This is a genomic window from Verrucomicrobiia bacterium (assembly GCA_035765895.1).
In the GTDB taxonomy this organism is placed as follows: domain Bacteria; phylum Verrucomicrobiota; class Verrucomicrobiia; order Limisphaerales; family DSYF01; genus DSYF01.
This window is the reverse complement of record DASTWL010000088.1, coordinates 37,974-55,312: the sequence shown is the minus strand read 5'-3', so window position 1 is coordinate 55,312 and position 17,339 is coordinate 37,974. Positions and strand designations below refer to the sequence as shown.

The following is a 17,339-nucleotide window of genomic DNA, read 5'->3' as shown; positions in this document are numbered from 1 at the left end:
GAATTAGTCTTCCGCCTTGAACGCACGGGAAATCAATTCCCGCACCGCCAGCTTCGCATCCTTGCCCTCGTAGAGCACGCGATAGACTTCATCGATGATCGGCGTGGGCACGTCCTTTTCCTGCGCGAGGCGATACGCCGAACGCGCCGTCGGATGACCTTCGGCCAGTTTCGGGTGCGACGCCTGAATCGCCTCCATCGTTTCACCCCGGCCCAACCGGTCGCCCAGGTCGCGATTGCGGCTTTGCCGCGAGAAACAGGTCAGCATCAAATCGCCCAAGCCGCTCAGGCCGGCAAACGTGTCCGGCTGCGCGCCACAGGCCACGCCGAGCCGGCGCATTTCGGAAAGCGAGCGCGTGACCAGCCCGGCCTTCGTGTTGTCGCCATAGCCAAGGCCGTCGCTCACGCCGGCGGCGATGGCGATGACGTTCTTCAACGCGCCGCCGTATTCGACGCCGAGAATGTCCGTGCTGCGGTAGATGCGAAACTCCGGCCGGTGAAAAAGTCCCTGCACCGTGCGCGCCGTGCCGTCGCTTTCGCAGGCGCACACCACGGCGGTGGGAATGCCGAGCGCAACTTCCCGGGCAAAGCTCGGTCCAGACAGCGCCGCCACGCGATTGGCTGGTGCATGTTCCCGCAAAATGCGGCTCATGGTTTCGCCGGTTTCATATTCGATGCCCTTGGTGACACTGACCAAAATCGCCGGATGGCCGGCGAGCCGTGCCGCAACTTGACGGAACGCCTGCGACGGAATGGCCATGATCAGGCATTCGCGCCCGCCAACCGCCTTTTCAAAATCCGCTTCCACCTTCCAGTCCGTCGGCAATGGCACGCCGGGCAGCAGGCGTTCGCTGCGGCCCTGGCGCAATTCCGCGAGCAGGTCGGGGTTGATGTCCCACAACGTCACGGCGTTGCCGTTTTCATGCAGCACCTTGGCGAGTGCCGCGCCCCACGCGCCCGCTCCCAGAACAGTGATTCTCATGCCTTCCCTCCTTCCGCCCGTTTCCGGCCGAAGACGATCCGGTTTTCGGTGCCCGCCTTGAGCCGTGCGATGTTGCCGCGATGCTTCCAGATGGCGAGCCCGCCCACGGCGGTGGTCACGACGCCCAGCGGAATGCTGGATTGCGTGACCCACACAGCCGTCGGCAGCGCCACCGCCGCCACAAGCGACGCGACGGAGACGTATCGGGTCGCAACGAAGAAAATCGTCCACGCGGCGAGAGCGATGCCGGCCGCCAGCGGCGCGACCGCGAAATAAACACCGGCCGTGGTGGCGATGCCCTTGCCGCCCTTGAAGCGCAGCCAGCAGGTGAAGTTGTGGCCGAGCACCGCAATGATGCCCGCCACGACCCGCTCCGTGATGGCGTGCTCCGGCGGCACGCCGAACACGTGCAACAACGGATCGGCCATCCAGGTGCAGGCCGCGTAACCTTTCAGGCCGTCGGCGACGAGCACGAAGATTCCCGCCGGCTTGCCGAGCACGCGAAAGGCATTCGTCGCGCCGATGTTGCCGCTCCCCACGGTGCGAATGTCAATGCCCCGGGCGCACGCCACGAGGTAGCCCGTGGGAATCGAGCCCAGCAGATACGCACACAAACCAAGCAGGATGTAACCCAGAACTGGCACGCGCGCAGTCTAAGAGCGGGCGCGCGCGTGATGAAAGTTGAAAGTTCACACTGTTGCCAGCCACCGGCGCGCCATGCACACTCGGTGCATGACTACGGGCAAGGCTCCCCCCGCCGGCAAGATTCGCGTGGCCGTGCTGGGCACGGGTTCGCTCGGCAAGCAGCACGTGCGCCTTTACGCGGAACTCGCGGCGGCCGGACAGGTCGAATTCGTCGGCGTTTATGATGTGGCCGCCGAGACGGCACGCAAATTCGCCGAGCAACATCGCGTCCGCGCCTTCACCTCCGTCGCCGAAGCGGCGGCGGCCTGCGATGCGCTGAACATCGTGACGCCGACCGTCACACACTTTGAACTCGCCAGACAATTGTTGAGCGCGGGCAGGCACGTGCTGGTCGAAAAACCGATGACCGACGACACCGCGCAGGCAGGCGAGCTGGTTGAACTGGCGCGCGCGAACAATCTCGTGCTCCAGGTCGGCCACGTGGAGCGCTTCAACCCGGTGTTCCAGTATCTCCAAACCGTGGCCACCGAACCGCGCTTCATCGAAACCCACCGGCTGTCGCCTTATCCGGCGCGTTCCACCGATGTCGGCGTGGTGCTTGATTTGATGATTCACGATCTCGACGTGGTGCTGGCATTCGTGCAGGCACCGGTAACGAGCGTGGACGCCGTGGGCATCCCGGTGCTGAGTGCTTCGGAGGACATCGCGAACGCACGGCTGCGCTTTGCCAACGGCTGTGTGGCCAACCTCACGGTCAGTCGCGTCAGCCCCGAGCGGATGCGCAAGATTCGCGTGTTCAGCGGCGGCGCGTCGCCCAGCTACATCTCGCTCGATTACCGCGCTCAGGAAGGCTTCATTTACCGCGTTGCCCGCGAAGGCGAAACCGAAAGCTCGCTGCTGAAAAAGCTGCTCGCGGCGAAGGACTCCACCATCGTCAGCGAGTTTGCCGGCAAACGCATTGTGCGCGAGCCCGTGCCCATCGCAAAGGACGAGCCGCTGAAGCTGGAATTGCAGCACTTCGTCGCGTGCGTGCGCGAGAAGCAAACACCGCTGGTCAGTGGCGCCTCGGCGAAGCTGGCGCTGGATCTGGCATTTGAAATCACCCGACAGGTGCAGCAAAGCCGATGAGACCGCCATCCATCATGCTCATAGCGGGTGAAGCCAGCGGCGATACGCTGGCGGCCGAACTTGTCGGCGCGCTGCGCGAACGGCTGGTGCAGGCGCGCGCCCAGAGCGGCGCCGACGTGCAACCGCTGCGCACCGCGTTGACGCCCCATTTCTTTGGGGCCGGCGGACCCAAAATGGCCGCCGCTGGCGTCGAACTGGCGTTCGACATGACGCCCCACGCCGTGACCGGTTTGTCGGAAGCGCTCAAGGGTTATTTCAAGTTCCGCCAGCTGATGCGCGAGCTGCTGCAGCTCGCGATCCGTCGCCGGCCCGACATCATCATCTGCGTGGATTTTTCCGGCTTCAACCGCCGCTTCGCCCACGCCGTCCGCGAACGCGTCCGGTCAGAACGTGGACTGTTCAACAATTGGAATCCCAAAATCGTGCAATACGTCTCGCCGCAGGTCTGGGCCTCGCGCGAAGGCCGGGCGCAGCAAATGGCGCAGGACTACGATCTGGTGTTGAGCATTTTCCCCTTCGAGAAGGCCTGGTATGCCGCGCGCGTGCCCCGGTTGCATGTGGCGTTTGTCGGCCACCCCATGGTGGGCCGCTTCAGCAATACGAACCCGGCCGCACCGAACGCAACGGCTGCTGCTGCCGCAGCGCCACACATCGTGCTGCTGCCGGGCAGCCGCGCGGATGAAGTGCGGCGGCACCTGCCGTTGGTGGCGGAAACCGCGCGGCGCATGATCCAGGCCAGGCCGGCCGAATTCGTCGCCATTGCGCCCAATGAAACGATGGCGGCCGAAGTGCGCGCCGCGCTGGCCGCGCTCGGCCCGGCGTGCCGCGTGCAGGTCGGCGGCATCGCCGAAGCGTTGCGCACCGCCGACCTTGCCATCTCCAAGACCGGCACCGTGTTGATGGAATGCGCCATGTTCGGCGTGCCGGCGGTCACGTTTTACAAGACGTCGTGGCCGACCTACCTCATCGCCAAACGCCTGATCAAGGTAAAGTGGCTGACCATGCCGAACATTCTGGCGGACGAAGCGATATTCCCCGAGTTTGTGCAGCAGGACGCAACGCCTGAGAACCTCGCCCGGACCGCCCTGGATTTGCTCGCGGACCCGGCCCGCCGCGCGGTTATTCAAGACCGCTTACGGGAGATTGTCGCCAGCCTTGGAAGGCCGGGTGCCGCCCAGCGCGCCGCCCGCATCATCACGAATGCCTGGTTGAAAACCTGACGCGCCGTCATGAAAGACCTCACCCACCCGAACTGGATCAAGCTTAAGGGCGTGTTGTTCCTGCTGCTGGGCGTGACGGCCGCGGTCTTGGTGTGGCAGGAGCAACCGACCGGCAAAACCGCATTGCTGCTGGCGCTGGCCATCTGGTGTTTCTGCCGGGCCTACTATTTCGCCTTTTACGTCATCGAGCACTACGTGGATCCGGGTTTCAAGTTCAGCGGCCTGGGATCGTTCATCGCCTACTGGTTCCGCCGTGACAAACGCAACCCATGAAATCAACCGGCCGTAAAATCGGCGTTGTCGCATTCACGCTCGCGGCCGTCCTCGGCCTCACCGTGCTGCTCACGCGCCCCAAACCCGAGGCGCCGCTGCCCAGCCCGAACGGTTACGTCGAATTCATCAACGCCGGCGCGTTGATCCCGGCGGACTCGGCGAACTGGAAGAGTGTTTCTAAAACCGAACTCCAGGCCATGGTGGCGACCAATCAAGCGGCTCTGGATTTGGTATATCGCGGCTTGAACCAGGAATGCCGGGTCGTCCCCTACTCGCTCACAGCGACGACGAACAATCACATGGCCGAATTGGCCGGCTCGAAACGGATAGCGCAGGCGTTCGGTGCGGCGAGCCTGCTGGCGTTGCTGCAAGGACGAACCAACGACGCCGTTGTCACCGCCCTCGCGTGCCTTCGCTACGGACAGGAATTGGCGCGGGGAGGCGTCATCATCGACGGGCTGGTGGGCGCCGCGGTGCAGGCGGCGGGCCTGTCCGCGCTCGACGACGCGTTGCCAGGACTGGATGCGGCCGCCGCGCAGCAAACGGCAATGGAGCTGGAAGATTTGGCAAACAATGGGGAGCCGCCGGCGGCGGTTTTGCGCCGGGAAACTGATTGGATGCGGCGCGGACGATTTGGAACGGGCAACCTGTTCCTGCGGCTGGCTTCGCCCTGGCTCAATCGCAAGGTGCGGGCAACGGCGGAGCAAAAACTGTCCCTGGCCGTGACCAACCTCCGAAAGGCCGCCATCCGGTGCGCGGCCCGGGCTTACGAACAAGCCGAGGGGCACCCGCCGACCAGCGTAGAGCAGTTGGTTCCGCAATATCTCCAGACCCGTCCCGTGGATGCGGCGACGGGAAAGGCGTTGGAGTTGCATTGAGCGAGCGACCAGGTGTCGCTCGCTCAGCTCGCGTGGGCGCTGAAATCCTACTGCGCCAAGGCAACCAGCTTGGTGCCGGCGGCTTCCTTGCCCAACAGCTCCGTGACCCGGGCCACGAGATTTTCGGCCGTCAAACCATGCTTGTTGCGCAGGTAATCCACGGAGGTGGCGTGCTCGATGAACTGGTCGGGCCAGCCGAGCCGGTAAACGGGTGTCGCGATGTGCCGGTCCGCGAACAGTTCAAGCACGGCGGAACCGTAGCCGCCCATGAGGACGTGGTCTTCCAACGTCGCCACCACGTCGGCGGCGCGGCCGAAGAATTCGTGCACGCCGGCATCGATGGGTTTGAAGAAACGTGGATTGATGAGGGCGACGTCATGCCCCTGGGCCGTCAACAGCTCTTTGGCCTGGCGCGCCACGGGTTGCATGTTGCCAAGCGCAAACAACGCAATCTTCCGCCCGCCGTTGTTCGCGAAGTTCTGAACGACCTCGGCCTTGCCGATTTCGATGGGAACGGGTTGATCCTTGATGGCCACGCCCTCTGCGTTGCCACGCGGATAGCGGATGGCGACCGGATGCTTCTGAATCGAGGCCGTGAACATCATGTCCTGCAGTTCATCCTCGTCCTTGGGCGCCATGCCGATGAGATTGGGCAGGCAGCGCAGATAGGCGATGTCGAACAAGCCATGGTGCGTGGGGCCGTCATTCGCGGAGAGCCCCGAACGGTCCATGCAAAACGTCACCGGCAAATCCTGCAGGCACACGTCGTGGTGAATGCAGTCATACGCGCGCTGGAGGAACGTGGAATAAATGGCGCACACCGGATGGAAACCCATGGTGGCCATGCCGGCGGCAAAGATGACCGCGTGTTCCTCGGCAATGCCCACGTCGTAATAGCGGTCCGGCAGGTCGCGTTCCAAATGCTTGAGGCCCGTGCCGCTGGGCATGGCCGCAGTGATGCCGACGATGGTGTTGTCCTTGCGGCAGAGTTTCACGAGGGTCTGCCCCATCACATCCTGCCACATGGGCGCGGCACCCGGCTTGGCGGCCGGCGTGTCGCCGGTGCGCACGTCGTAAGGTCCGAGGCCGTGAAACTTCTCTGGAAATTTTTGCGCCGCCTCAAATCCGCGCCCCTTCTTGGTAAGCACGTGAATGACGATCGGCTCGCGGCAGGTCTTGGCAAATTCCAGCGTGCTGATGAGCAATGGCAGGTCATGACCATCGATTGGCCCGAGGTAGCGCAGCCCCATTTCCTCGAAGAGAATGCTGTTGCCGTGTCCGCCGCGCCCGTCGGTTCCAGCGCCGGGCGTCTGCTCCAGCGAAAGCCCCGTCATGGCGCCCTTGAGGAATTCCTCCGCCTTGTGGCCCAGCTTCAAGGCCACTTCGCCCTTGGGCATGCGGCGCAGCCACTGGGCAAAATCATGGGCCAGCTTGTTGTAGCGCGGATTGGTGGTGAGCTTGCCCAGGTAGGTGGCGATGGCACCCACGTTCTTGGCGATGCTCCATTCGTTGTCATTCAGAATGCCGATGAAGCGCTTGGTCGTGTGGGAGATGTTGTTCAGCGCCTCGAAGGAAATGCCGTTGGTCAGCGCCGCGTCGCCAAAGATGCACACCACGTTTTCATCCGAATGGCGCTGGTCCCGTGCGGCGCACATGCCCAGCGCCGCGGACAACGCCGTGCCCGCGTGGCCGGCGCCGTAGCAGTCGTGTTCACTCTCCGTGCGCAGGGCAAAGCCGTTGAGGCCGTCCGTTTGCCGGATGGTGTGGAACCGGTTTTTGCGCCCGGTCAGCAGTTTGTGGACGTAAACCTGATGGCTCACGTCCCAGACGAACTTGTCCCTGGGCGTTTGAAAGACATGGTGCAGCGCAATGGTCAGTTCGACCACGCCTAGATTGGGCCCGAGGTGACCGCCGTTCCGGGAAAGGATGGTGATCAACTCCTGGCGGATTTCCTCCGCGAGTTGCTGCATTTGCGGCAGCGTCAGTTTTTGCACGTGCACAGGGCTATCGACCATGTCGAGGTATCGGTTCATGCTTCTTCGGCAGTCGTGTCCAGCGAAAGGGGCCTCACAGCGAACGCGCCCTCCGCGGTTTTTTCCAACTTCTGAATCTTCAATTCGGCGTCGGCGATTCTGGCCTGACACACCCGGGCCAGTTTCATGCCCTCCTCGTATCGCGCAAGGAGATGTTCCAGGGAAAGCTCCTCGGACTCCATCGCATCCACGATGGATTCCAGCCGCTCCATGGCGTCTTCAAAAGATATGTTCTCGGCCCGGGCCGCTTCCGCAGCCTTGGATGGCTTGGACATGGGGAAATCCTAAGGGAAAGCCTCACCAGCGTCTAGCACTGCTTGGCGGGAGCCGGGAAAGTCCGCGAAAAAAGTGCTTACAAATCAGGCGGTTTGCGGAGCCGCCGGGTAATCAGCCGGGTCAGATGCAGCTTGTCGCTCACAAAGCCGAACCAGGATCGTTTCGGCTTCTTGGCGAATTCCGGCAGCACCTCACAAAGGCCGCTGCAATCGGGGCACAGATAAAGCGTCTTGCCGCCCCGCCGTCGCAACCGGTGGATGCACGGCGTGCACAACAGGCACGCGCAGCGCGTGCACTTCCAAACCGCCTGACGGAAGTCGTGGTGAATGCACACGTTCTTCCCGGAGGCCGTCTTCAACACCGGCGGCAGGGCGGGTGTCCGCGGCTGGGGAATGACCACGTTGACGTCGATTACTTCGACCAACAGTTCGACACTGCCGAGGCGGAGGTAGTGTCCGTTTTGCAGCGCCGCAGTCCGAACAGGTTGCCCGTTGATGTAGGTGCCGTTGGTGGAGTCGAGGTCCCGCACGGTGAGCGAATCGCCGCTCAGGAGCACTTCGCAGTGGAGCGCCGACACGGTGGCGTGGTCGATGGAAAAATCATTCTGCGGCCCCCGCCCCAGACGATTGATTCCCAATCGTAATTCCAGCGGCTGCGTGAGTCCTCCTTGACCTTGTGGGATAAGCCTGGCCATGCCAACAACTCCGAGGTGCTTGTCCCAAAGGAACAAAGGGACCGGACAGGACGCAAGCCAATTGAACCGGTTTTTGCGTCACCCGGCCGATGCGCCCGGCGGGCCGGTCGATTTTGAAACCGGCCGAGGCACGGCAAACACGCCGCTCAGCGACCGCAGCACTGCTTGTATTTCTTGCCGCTGCCGCACGGACAAGGATCGTTGCGCCCCACCTTCGGGCCGGTGCGAACGGGCTTGGCCTTTTCCAATGCCTGGGCCGCTTCGCTCACCACATCGCTGGCCGACTTGTCCTTGACGGGCGGCGCCCCGCCCCCGGCGCCAAACGCGCTGGTGTCCTGATGCAGCGTCTTCTGCGGAGCGTTGCGCAGGAAGTTTTCAAACGCCATCAGACTGGACGCGCTGCGGAAGATGTTGTGACAAATCTCGGTCTTGATGTTGACCATCAGGTCGTCAAACAGCTTGTAGGCTTCGGCCTTGTATTCAATCAACGGATCGCGCTGGCCGTGCGCCCGCAGCCCGATGCTGTAACGCAGGCTGTCCATTTCATACAAATGTTCCTGCCACAGCCGGTCGATGGCGGTCAGGATGGTGAACCGTTCAACGCTCTGCAGCGCCTCGGGCTGCTCGAAACTCACCTTGAGTTCGTAGGCCCGGCGCACGGCTTCGGTGATGAAATTGCACACCGCAAACTGCTGCGGGCTCAAGCCGTCATACAACGAACCGGCAACCGGGGATTCCTTGCCTGATTCGGCCGCCTTGCGAATCTCCTCTTCCGGCATGCCCAGCGGGAAGTTCAGGTTCACCCAGTCCGCGAGCGGCCGGATTTTCCAGTGTTCAAATTCCGTCTCGCTGGTCGTGTATTCCGCCGCCTTCTGGACGACGACCTCCTCCATGATGTCCATGAGGCGGTCACGCACGTCGTCGCCGTGGATGATCTCGTTGCGGAAGCCGTAGATGACTTCGCGCTGCTTGTTCATCACGTCGTCGTATTCGAGCGTGCGCTTGCGGATCTGGAAGTTGTGCTGTTCGACGCGCTTTTGCGCCTGCTCGATGGAACGGTTCAGCAATGGATGCTCGAGTTCCTGCCCCTCCTCGAGGCCCATGCGCTCCATGTATTTGACGATCTTGTCCGAGCCAAACAGGCGCATCAGGTCGTCCTCGAGCGAAATGAAGAAATGCGAGCTGCCCGGGTCGCCCTGGCGCGAACAACGGCCACGCAACTGGCGGTCAATGCGGCGCGATTCGTGCCGCTCGGTGGCGAGCACGTGCAGGCCGCCCAATTCGGCCACGCCCGGACCCAGTTTGATGTCGGTGCCGCGGCCGGCCATGTTGGTCGCAATGGTCACGGCGCCGCGTTGGCCCGCCCGGGCCACAATTTCGGCTTCCTGTTCGTGAAACTTGGCGTTGAGGACGGAGTGAACAATGCCCGCGCGCTGCAGCATCTTGGAAAGCTGCTCGCTGATTTCCACGGAGATCGTGCCCACCAAAATGGGTCGGCCCTGGGTGTGCACCTCCTGAATCTCCTTCAACACGGCGGCGAACTTCTCGCGCCGGGTCTTGTAAACCGAGTCGTTGCGGTCCCGGCGGATGCAGGGCCGGTTCGTGGGGATGACCAGCACGCCGAGTTTGTAAATGTCGTAAAACTCCTGCGCCTCCGTCTCGGCGGTGCCGGTCATGCCGGCCAGCTTGGTGTAGAGGCGGAAGTAATTTTGAATCGTGATCGTGGCCAGCGTCTGCGTCTCGCGCTCGATCTGGACGCCTTCCTTGGCCTCCACAGCCTGGTGCAGGCCGTCACTCCAACGGCGGCCAGTCATCAAACGGCCGGTGTTTTCATCGACGATGATGACCTTGTTCTCCTGCACCACGTATTGCACGTCCCGCAGGTAAAGGCAGTAGGCCTTGAGCAGCTGGCTGATGGCGTGAATCTTCTGCGCCTTGGCTTCGTAGTCGGCCTGCAATTTTTGCTTGGCCTCCATGCGCTTGCGCGGATCCGCCTCGGCCCCGGCGTCAATGTTGTGAATCTCGGTCGCGATGTCCGGCAGCATGAACGCCTCCGGATCGCCCGGGTTGATGGCGTTGCGCCCCTTCTCGGTCAGGTCCGCCTCGTGACTCTTTTCGTCGATGGCGAAGAACAGCTCCTCCTTCTCGGCATAGAGCTGCGTTTTCTTCTGGTCCGCGTGGAGGGAAAGCTCCGCAACGTTCATCAGGCGCAGATTGTCCGGGTTTTCGAGCAGCTTCATCAGCCCTTCGCTGCGGGGCTCGCCCATTTTCACCCGGTAAAGCAGCAGGCCGATTTCGTGCTCCAGCGTTTCCCGCTCTTTCGGTTCGGGCCCGCTTTCCGGCCGCAGCTTCTTCAGCAAATTTTCCGCATCCTGCAGGAACCGGGCACAGAGCCGGTCCTGCACGCGCACGAGATTTTCCACCGTCGGCTTCCACTGGGTGTAAATCTCGTCATAGCTGTGCACCGCCGGCCCGCTGATGATGAGCGGCGTGCGCGCTTCATCGATGAGAATGGAGTCCACTTCGTCCACGATGGCGAAATAGTGCCCGTGCTGGACCTGGTCCTCCTTGCGCGCCGCCATGCCGTTGTCGCGGAGATAATCAAAGCCGAACTCGGCATTGGTGCCGTAGGTGATGTCGCACTGGTATTGCTCCCGCCGGATGTGCGGCGGCTGGTCATGCAGAATGCAGCCGACGGTCAGGCCGAGGAATTTGTAAACGGCGCCCATCCATTCGGAGTCGCGCGCGGCGAGGTAATCATTCACCGTCACCACGTGCACGCCGCGGCCGGTGAGGGCATTGAGGTAAACCGGCAGGGTCGCGACGAGGGTTTTGCCTTCGCCCGTGGCCATTTCCGCGATGCGGCCGCTGTGCAGCGCATAACCGCCGATGAGCTGCACGTCGAACGGAATCATTTCCCAGGTCATTTCGTGACCGCGCACGAGCACCTTTTCCTTCCGTTCCGTCATGCGGCGGCAGGCGTTTTTCACAACCGCGAAGGCCTCGGGCATGATCTCGTTGAGCACCGTCTGCAATTCGGTGTTGTCGGTGATTTTCGCCAGGCGCTCCTTCCAGGCGGCGGTTTTCTGCCGCAAGACGTCGTCGGAAAGGGATTGCAGCTCCGTCTCAATGGCGTTGATGCGGGCCACCATCGGGCGGAGCTTCTTGACTTCGCGGTCGTTCTTTGAACCGAAGACCTTCTTAACCAGTGTGCCAATCATGTTTACGTGCTAGAGACTAGCCCGCGGACGTTACGGGTAAAGAACGGGAGCGTCAAACTTTACGCACCCCGGAAACGCCACCCGCGCCCCGCCAAAACGGCGGGTTCTCGGAGCGGCAGCGCCGCCAAGACGCTGCCTGACCCGCAGTTAGTCCGGCAGCGACTGCCATTGGCGCAGGGAGAGGTAAGGATCCACCCGCGCGAGGAGAAAATTCGCCAGCCGTTCCTGCCAGCGGGCAAGAAAGGTGCGCGATTTTCTCCACGTCTCGCGTTCAATGCGGCGCGAACGCGCGAGCAAGGTGTCAAAAATTTCACCGGCCCGTGCGGACACGGAGTCACTCTCAAACCGGACCATCAGCTCGTAGTTCAAATGCAGGCTGCGCGGATCGAGATTTGCCGAGCCGGCATAAACTGCCGGACCAACGATGAACAGTTTGGCGTGCAACACCTGGGGTTCATACTCGTAGATCTCGACGCCGGCCCGGAGCATTTTGCGATACAGGCTGCGGGCCGCCAGCCGTGACAGCAGCACGTCCGACTTGCCGGCCAGCAACAACTGCACGCGCCCGCCGCAGCGGGCGATTTTTTGCAAATCCCGCCGCAGCCGCCACGTCGGCAGGAAATACGCCACGACAATCCGGACGGCATCGGTGCGCACGAGATCCCGCCGCAATGCACGAAGCAATGGACTTGCGCCCCGCCCCGGTCCGCTCAACAACAATTCCTCCGTCCCCCCCACGAGCCGCCGCTTCTCGACGGTCTTGCGCAGACGAACGAACGGTTTGTGACGCAAATCAGCCCGCTGAAACAAGCGCTCGAACGAGGCTTCGAGCTGCACCGCCAGCGCACCGGTCACGCGCACACCCAAATCACACCAGCCGCGGCTCACACCATCGCCCTCGTATTCGTGGGCAACGTTGAATCCGCCGATGAAGGCCACCCGCCCGTCGCAGGCCAGGAGTTTGCGATGATCGCGGATGCCGAGCCGCCCGAGGGCGATGGGATTGAACAGGCGCACTTCGCCGCCCGCCGACTGCAACGGGTGCCAGAAGTAATCGGGCAATTCCAGCGACCCAAAAGCGTCCACCAGCACCCGCACCCGCACGCCTCGCTGCGCCGCGGCCACCAGTGCCGCCCGAAAACGTTCACCCAACTGACAATCGGCGAAGATGTAGGTCTCCAGGGAGACAGAGGTCACCGCACCGTCAATGGCCGCCAGCATGGCCGGAAACACCGCGTCCCCGCTTGTAAACCACTGCGACGAACTGGATGGTGTGGCATCCACGTGCCAAGTCTAGTCTTGGCCGCCGCCGGAATTCAAACTCCGCTTTGGATGTAAGGTTTTGGCCGGCGTTCCCCACTACATGGGCTGAGCGGCAACCTGTTTTTCTTTCAACGTTCCGTCACTTGAGGCATCTATATGAGCATGCGTGCTATCATTGCGTGGATGGCTACCGGACTGCTGACGCTGTCCGCGTGGGCGGCACCCAAGGCCCACACGACCGCGGATTTGGTGCTGCCGGTGGAGGTGGCCCGGCCCGGCGATACGGTCTGGGTCGGCGTCCGCCTGCGTATGGAGCCGCACTGGCACACCTACTGGCAAAACTCAGGAGATTCGGGCGGCCCCACGGAAATCGCCTGGTCCCTGCCCTCCGGCATCAGCGCGGGCGACATTCATTGGCCGGCGCCAGAACGACTGGATGTGGCCGGACTGACCACCTTTATATTGCAGGACGAAGCGACACTGCTGGTCCCGTTGACCCTGGCCAAGGATCTCAAGCCCGGCCCAGTAACGCTTTCCGCCCAGGTATCGTGGCTGGAGTGCAGCGACATTTGCATGCCCGGGGAAGCAACCGTCACAAACACCCTGACCATCGGTGACCGCACGAAACCATCCGCGAACGCAGCCGTCCTTGAAGCGGCGACGGCGCAGTTGCCGCAGGATGGCACTTCGCTCCAGCTCGCCACCCGGTGGGAAGCGCCGGCCACGAACCACACCCGCGGGATCGTCTTCACCTGGCCGGCGAGCGCCGGGGTAAGTCACCCGGACTTCTTTCCTTACCCCACCGAAGTTGGCGAAGTGCAGCTCACCCCCGAAATCCTGCCCGCGGCGGACGGACGTCTGGGCATGCGCGTGGCTGTCAAGGCCAGCAACTCCGGCCAATGGCCCGATGCCGTTCGTGGAGTCCTCGTGCAGACCGTCGATGGCCGCCGTCAGGCTTACGACGTGACCCTCAAACCTACGGATGGCACAACGGCATCGACCAGCGTCGCCTCCCCCGGCGCGGACAGTCCCGCTGGAAGCGGTGGAATCCTGAAATTTCTGGCGCTCGCCTTTCTTGGTGGGCTGGTCCTGAACCTGATGCCGTGCGTGCTGCCCATTCTGTCGCTGAAAATCCTCCACATCGTTCAACAACGCGGCGCGGGCGAATCGCACGCCAAAAAGCATTCGCTGTTTTATCTCCTCGGCGTGGTGATCTCGTTTTGGATGCTGGCCGGTCTGGTGCTGGCCGGGCAACTGGCCAGTTGGGGCGCGCAATTCCAGGACCCGCGCTTCGTCATTCTCATGGCGGCCTTGATGACCCTGGTGGGTTTGAACCTGTTCGGCGTCTTTGAAATCGTCCTGCCCGGGCAGACCATCAACAAGGCGTCGGAACTGAGCACGCGCGAAGGTTCCACCGGCGCCTTTTTTACCGGCGCGCTGTCCGTGGTGTTGGGCTCGTCCTGCGCCGCGCCGTTCCTGACCGTTGCCATCGGCTGGGCATTCTTCCAACCGCCCGCCGTCGTGCTGGCCACGTTCACTGCCATCGGAATCGGCCTCGCATTCCCGTTTGTGGCGCTCAGTTTTCTGCCGGCGTTGCAGAAGTTTCTGCCCAGGCCCGGCGCGTGGATGGAGCGGTTCAAACAGGCCATGGGTTTTCCCATGCTCGCCACCGCCGTTTGGCTGCTTTCACAAACGGCCGATCACTACGGCGACAGCGGACCGCTCTGGGTTGGTTTTTTCCTGTTGGTCCTGGCGCTGGCGGCATGGATCTTTGGCACCTTCGTCCAGCGTGGCCGCAAACGCCGGGTGCTGGCGGCCATCGTTCTGGTCGTCATCATGGTGCTGGGCGTCGATGGCACTTTGGAGCGCGGACTCGACTGGCGTCATCCCCCAGCGGTCATTCCCGGCAATTCCAGCTCCCCGGCCGTGAACGGCAAATCCGGCATCAACTGGCAGCCCTGGAGCCACGAAGCCGTCGCCCGTGCCCGCGCCGCCGGACATCCTGTGCTCGTGGACTTCACGGCGAATTGGTGCCCGAACTGCCTGGTCAACAAAAAGACCAGCCTCGAAATCGATTCGGTCCGCGAGAAAATCAAAACCACCGGAACCGTGGCGTTGATTGCCGATTACACGCGAAAGAATCCCGACATCACGGCCGAGTTGAGACGCTTCGAACGCTCGGCGGTTCCGCTCGTGCTGGTGTATCCCAAGGACGCAGACAAACCGCCGCAAGTTCTCCCGGCGCTGCTCACGCCAGGCATCGTGCTGGATGCGCTGACCTCCGCGGCGCAATAAGCGCATATTCCCTGACAAACAAAAAAGGCGGACCATTGCTGGTCCGCCTTGTGAAACTGAATCATCTCAGGATTGGTGACGATGACCGCCATGGTCGCCCCCGCCTTCGCGACGGGGGCCACGGTCTTCCCGACGCGGGCCACGATCACCGCCGCGATCACCACGGTGACCGCCGCGGTCGTCCCGGCGTTCGCCGCGTTCGCGGTATTCCGGACGCAGCGGGGCTTCGCCCTCGGGCGCACCCGCGGGAGCGCCTTCGCCGGCGGGCTGGCCTTCAGCGGGCGCCGCACCGGCTTCGCCGCCACCCATCGCCGCGTCGCGCTCGGCCATCGCGGCCTTGCGGGACAGGCGAATCTTGCCCTTCTCGTCGATCTCCAGAACTTTCACCCAGATCTCGTCGCCCATCTTGACGATGTCCTCGACCTGCTTGACGCGGAAGTTCGCGAGTTCGCTGATATGGCAGAGGCCGTCCTTTCCTGGCATGAATTCGACGAAGGCGCCGAATTCTTTGATCGTAACGACCTTGCCGCGATAGATCTTGCCGATCTCGGGCTTGGCGCTGATGGCCTCGATGGCGGAGCGGGCAATCTCCATGCCTTCGCCGGAGACGGAGTAAATGTTGACCGTGCCGTCGTCTTCGATGTTGATTTCACAACCGGACTCTTCGACGAGGCGCTTGATGTTCTTCCCACCGGGGCCGATGAGGGCGCCGATCTTCTCGGGATCAATCTGGAGCGTCACGATGCGCGGGGCATACTTGCTCATCTCGGCGCGCGGCGCAGCGAGCGTCTTCGCCATCTCGGCGAGGATGTGCAGCTTCGCGACGCGGGTGCGCTCGATGGTTTCGGCCATGATCTCGAGGGGGAGGCCCTTGAGCTTAAGGTCGAGTTGGAAGCCGGTGATGCCCTTCTCGGTGCCGGCGATCTTGCAATCCATGTCGCCAAAATGATCCTCGGAGCCGAGGATGTCCGTCAGCAACTGGTAACGTGCGATCTTGCCGTCGGCGCCGTATTCAGTGCAGAGCCCGCAACTGATGCCGGCCACGGGGCGAATCATCGGAACCCCCGCATCCATGAGGGCCAGCGTGCCGCCGCAAACGCTCGCCATCGAGGTGGAACCGTTCGATTCCATGATCTCGCTGGTGACGCGAATCGCATAGGGATACTCCTTCAACGGCAGCATCGGTTCGATGCTGCGTTCGGCGAGCGCACCGTGGCCAATTTCGCGACGACCCGGGCCGCTGATGCGGCCGGTTTCACCAACGGAGAAGTTCGGGAAGTTGTAATGAAGAATGAATTTCTTCTCGCTCTCGCCGCCCGTGTAGCTGTCGAACTCCTGCGCGTCCTCGTTGGTGCCGAGGGTGGCGAGGGTCATGGCCTGTGTTTCGCCGCGGGTGAAGATGGCCGAGCCGTGCGCGCGGGGCAGCACGCCGACTTCCGACCAGATCGGGCGGACGTCCGCGAAGCCGCGGCCATCAAGCCGCTTGCCCGCGTCGAGCATGAGGATGCGGACGGCTTCCTTCTGGATGTAATACTGCGCGTCCTTGATGACAAATTGCGTGACCTTCTCCGCGCCGAACTTCTCAACGAGTTTGGCGCCGACTTCTTCAAAGATGGCATTGACGGCCGCTTCGCGGGCCAGCTTGCCCTGCGTGAGCAACGCAGGAACGATGCGGTCACCCGCGAGCTTCTTGGCTTCGCTGAGAATTTCCTCGGGCACGATGTTCAGCTTGATCTGACGCTTGGCCTTGCCCGCCTTGGCGGCGAGTTCCTTCTGCGCGGCGATCTGCGGCTGGATGGCGTTCTGCGCCCAGGCGAGCGCGGCGTTGAAGTCGGCTTCGGAAATTTCCTTGGCCGAGCCTTCGAACATCACGAGTTCCTTTTCACTGCCAACATAAACGAGATCCAAATCACTCTCGGCCTGTTCGGCGTGTGTGGGGTTGGCGACGAACTGGCCATTGATGCGGCCAACGCGGACTGCGCCGAGCGGACCCGCCCACGGAATGTCAGAAACCATCAATGCGGCGGAGGCGCCGATGATGCTGAGGATGTCGGGATCGTTCTCGCCGTCCGCGCTGAGGAGGACGGTCTGAACCTGGACTTCATTATACCAGCCTTTCGGAAAGAGGGGACGAATCGGCCGGTCGGTAAGACGGCACGTGAGGATTTCCTTTTCGGTGGGGCGCCCTTCGCGCTTGAAATAACCGCCGGGGAAACGTCCTGCGGCGGCGGCCTTCTCGCGGTAATCCACCGTGAGCGGGAAGAAATCCTGACCTTCCTTGGCCTTGGTGGCGGCGACGGCGGCGACGATCACAATCGTCTCGCCCATTTGCACTGTGACGGAACCGTCCGCCTGCTTGGCGATCTTGCCGGTTTCAATAATGACCTGCTTGTCGCCCAACGGAGCGACGACTTTTTCTACTGCCATGTTTT

At 62.7% G+C, this 17,339-nt stretch carries 13 protein-coding genes; 5 read left to right on the top strand and 8 right to left on the bottom strand.

What is annotated here, in order from left to right; all coding sequences use genetic code 11:
* Positions 1–3: 3 nt before the first annotated feature.
* Together VFV96_17240 and plsY are read right to left on the bottom strand one after the other, a co-directional pair.
* Complete coding sequence (locus VFV96_17240) at positions 4–981, bottom strand: NAD(P)H-dependent glycerol-3-phosphate dehydrogenase (GenBank protein HEU5072151.1); 978 nt, start codon at positions 979–981, stop codon at positions 4–6.
* Positions 978–1,625, bottom strand: coding sequence for a glycerol-3-phosphate 1-O-acyltransferase PlsY (gene plsY, locus VFV96_17235; protein HEU5072150.1), 648 nt, complete (start codon positions 1,623–1,625; stop codon positions 978–980). The genes VFV96_17240 and plsY overlap by 4 nt, the downstream gene beginning before the upstream one ends.
* 88 nt (positions 1,626–1,713) lie before the next feature.
* On the opposite strand from plsY, the gene VFV96_17230 reads away from it, so the two are divergent.
* The 4 genes from VFV96_17230 to VFV96_17215 are packed head-to-tail and all read left to right on the top strand — an operon-like array spanning position 1,714 to position 5,125.
* Positions 1,714–2,754 (top strand): Gfo/Idh/MocA family oxidoreductase, encoded by a 1,041-nt coding sequence (locus tag VFV96_17230; protein ID HEU5072149.1) that lies wholly within the window; start codon positions 1,714–1,716, stop codon positions 2,752–2,754.
* Positions 2,751–3,974 carry a lipid-A-disaccharide synthase gene (gene lpxB / locus VFV96_17225; GenBank protein ID HEU5072148.1) on the top strand — a complete coding sequence of 408 codons (1,224 nt, stop codon included), beginning with the start codon at positions 2,751–2,753 and terminating at the stop codon, positions 3,972–3,974. The genes VFV96_17230 and lpxB overlap by 4 nt, the downstream gene beginning before the upstream one ends.
* A 9-nt stretch (positions 3,975–3,983) precedes the next feature.
* Positions 3,984–4,247 carry a hypothetical protein gene (locus VFV96_17220; GenBank protein ID HEU5072147.1) on the top strand — a complete coding sequence of 88 codons (264 nt, stop codon included), beginning with the start codon at positions 3,984–3,986 and terminating at the stop codon, positions 4,245–4,247.
* Entirely contained in the window at positions 4,244–5,125 is an 882-nt protein-coding gene (locus VFV96_17215) for a hypothetical protein (GenBank protein ID HEU5072146.1), read from the top strand. Before VFV96_17220 ends, VFV96_17215 begins: the two co-directional genes overlap by 4 nt.
* 47 nt (positions 5,126–5,172) lie before the next feature.
* On the opposite strand, the gene dxs is transcribed toward VFV96_17215, so the two are convergent.
* The 5 genes from dxs to VFV96_17190 all read right to left on the bottom strand — a co-directional run bounded on the left by dxs (position 5,173) and on the right by VFV96_17190 (position 12,633).
* Positions 5,173–7,158, bottom strand: coding sequence for a 1-deoxy-D-xylulose-5-phosphate synthase (gene dxs, locus VFV96_17210; protein ID HEU5072145.1), 1,986 nt, complete (start codon positions 7,156–7,158; stop codon positions 5,173–5,175).
* Complete coding sequence (locus VFV96_17205; protein HEU5072144.1) at positions 7,155–7,433, bottom strand: exodeoxyribonuclease VII small subunit; 279 nt, start codon at positions 7,431–7,433, stop codon at positions 7,155–7,157. The genes dxs and VFV96_17205 overlap by 4 nt, the downstream gene beginning before the upstream one ends.
* A 77-nt stretch (positions 7,434–7,510) precedes the next feature.
* A complete protein-coding gene (locus tag VFV96_17200; GenBank protein HEU5072143.1) occupies positions 7,511–8,128 on the bottom strand; it encodes an FHA domain-containing protein in 618 nt (205 codons plus the stop codon).
* Between the two features lie 146 nt (positions 8,129–8,274).
* Positions 8,275–11,349, bottom strand: a complete 3,075-nt coding sequence (gene secA, locus VFV96_17195; protein HEU5072142.1) for a preprotein translocase subunit SecA — start codon at positions 11,347–11,349, stop codon at positions 8,275–8,277.
* Positions 11,350–11,496: 147 nt separating this feature from the next.
* Positions 11,497–12,633 (bottom strand): phosphatidylserine/phosphatidylglycerophosphate/cardiolipin synthase family protein, encoded by a 1,137-nt coding sequence (locus VFV96_17190; GenBank protein HEU5072141.1) that lies wholly within the window; start codon positions 12,631–12,633, stop codon positions 11,497–11,499.
* 162 nt (positions 12,634–12,795) lie between these two features.
* Here VFV96_17190 and VFV96_17185 point away from each other — a divergent pair, with 162 nt between their 5' ends.
* Positions 12,796–14,907: a protein-disulfide reductase DsbD domain-containing protein gene (locus VFV96_17185; GenBank protein ID HEU5072140.1), complete on the top strand. Its 2,112-nt coding sequence runs from the start codon at positions 12,796–12,798 to the stop codon at positions 14,905–14,907.
* Between the two features lie 66 nt (positions 14,908–14,973).
* On the opposite strand, the gene pnp is transcribed toward VFV96_17185, so the two are convergent.
* The gene (gene pnp, locus VFV96_17180) at positions 14,974–17,334 is read right to left on the bottom strand and encodes a polyribonucleotide nucleotidyltransferase (GenBank protein HEU5072139.1); all 2,361 of its coding nucleotides are present in this window, start codon (positions 17,332–17,334) and stop codon (positions 14,974–14,976) included.
* Positions 17,335–17,339: the final 5 nt, after the last annotated feature.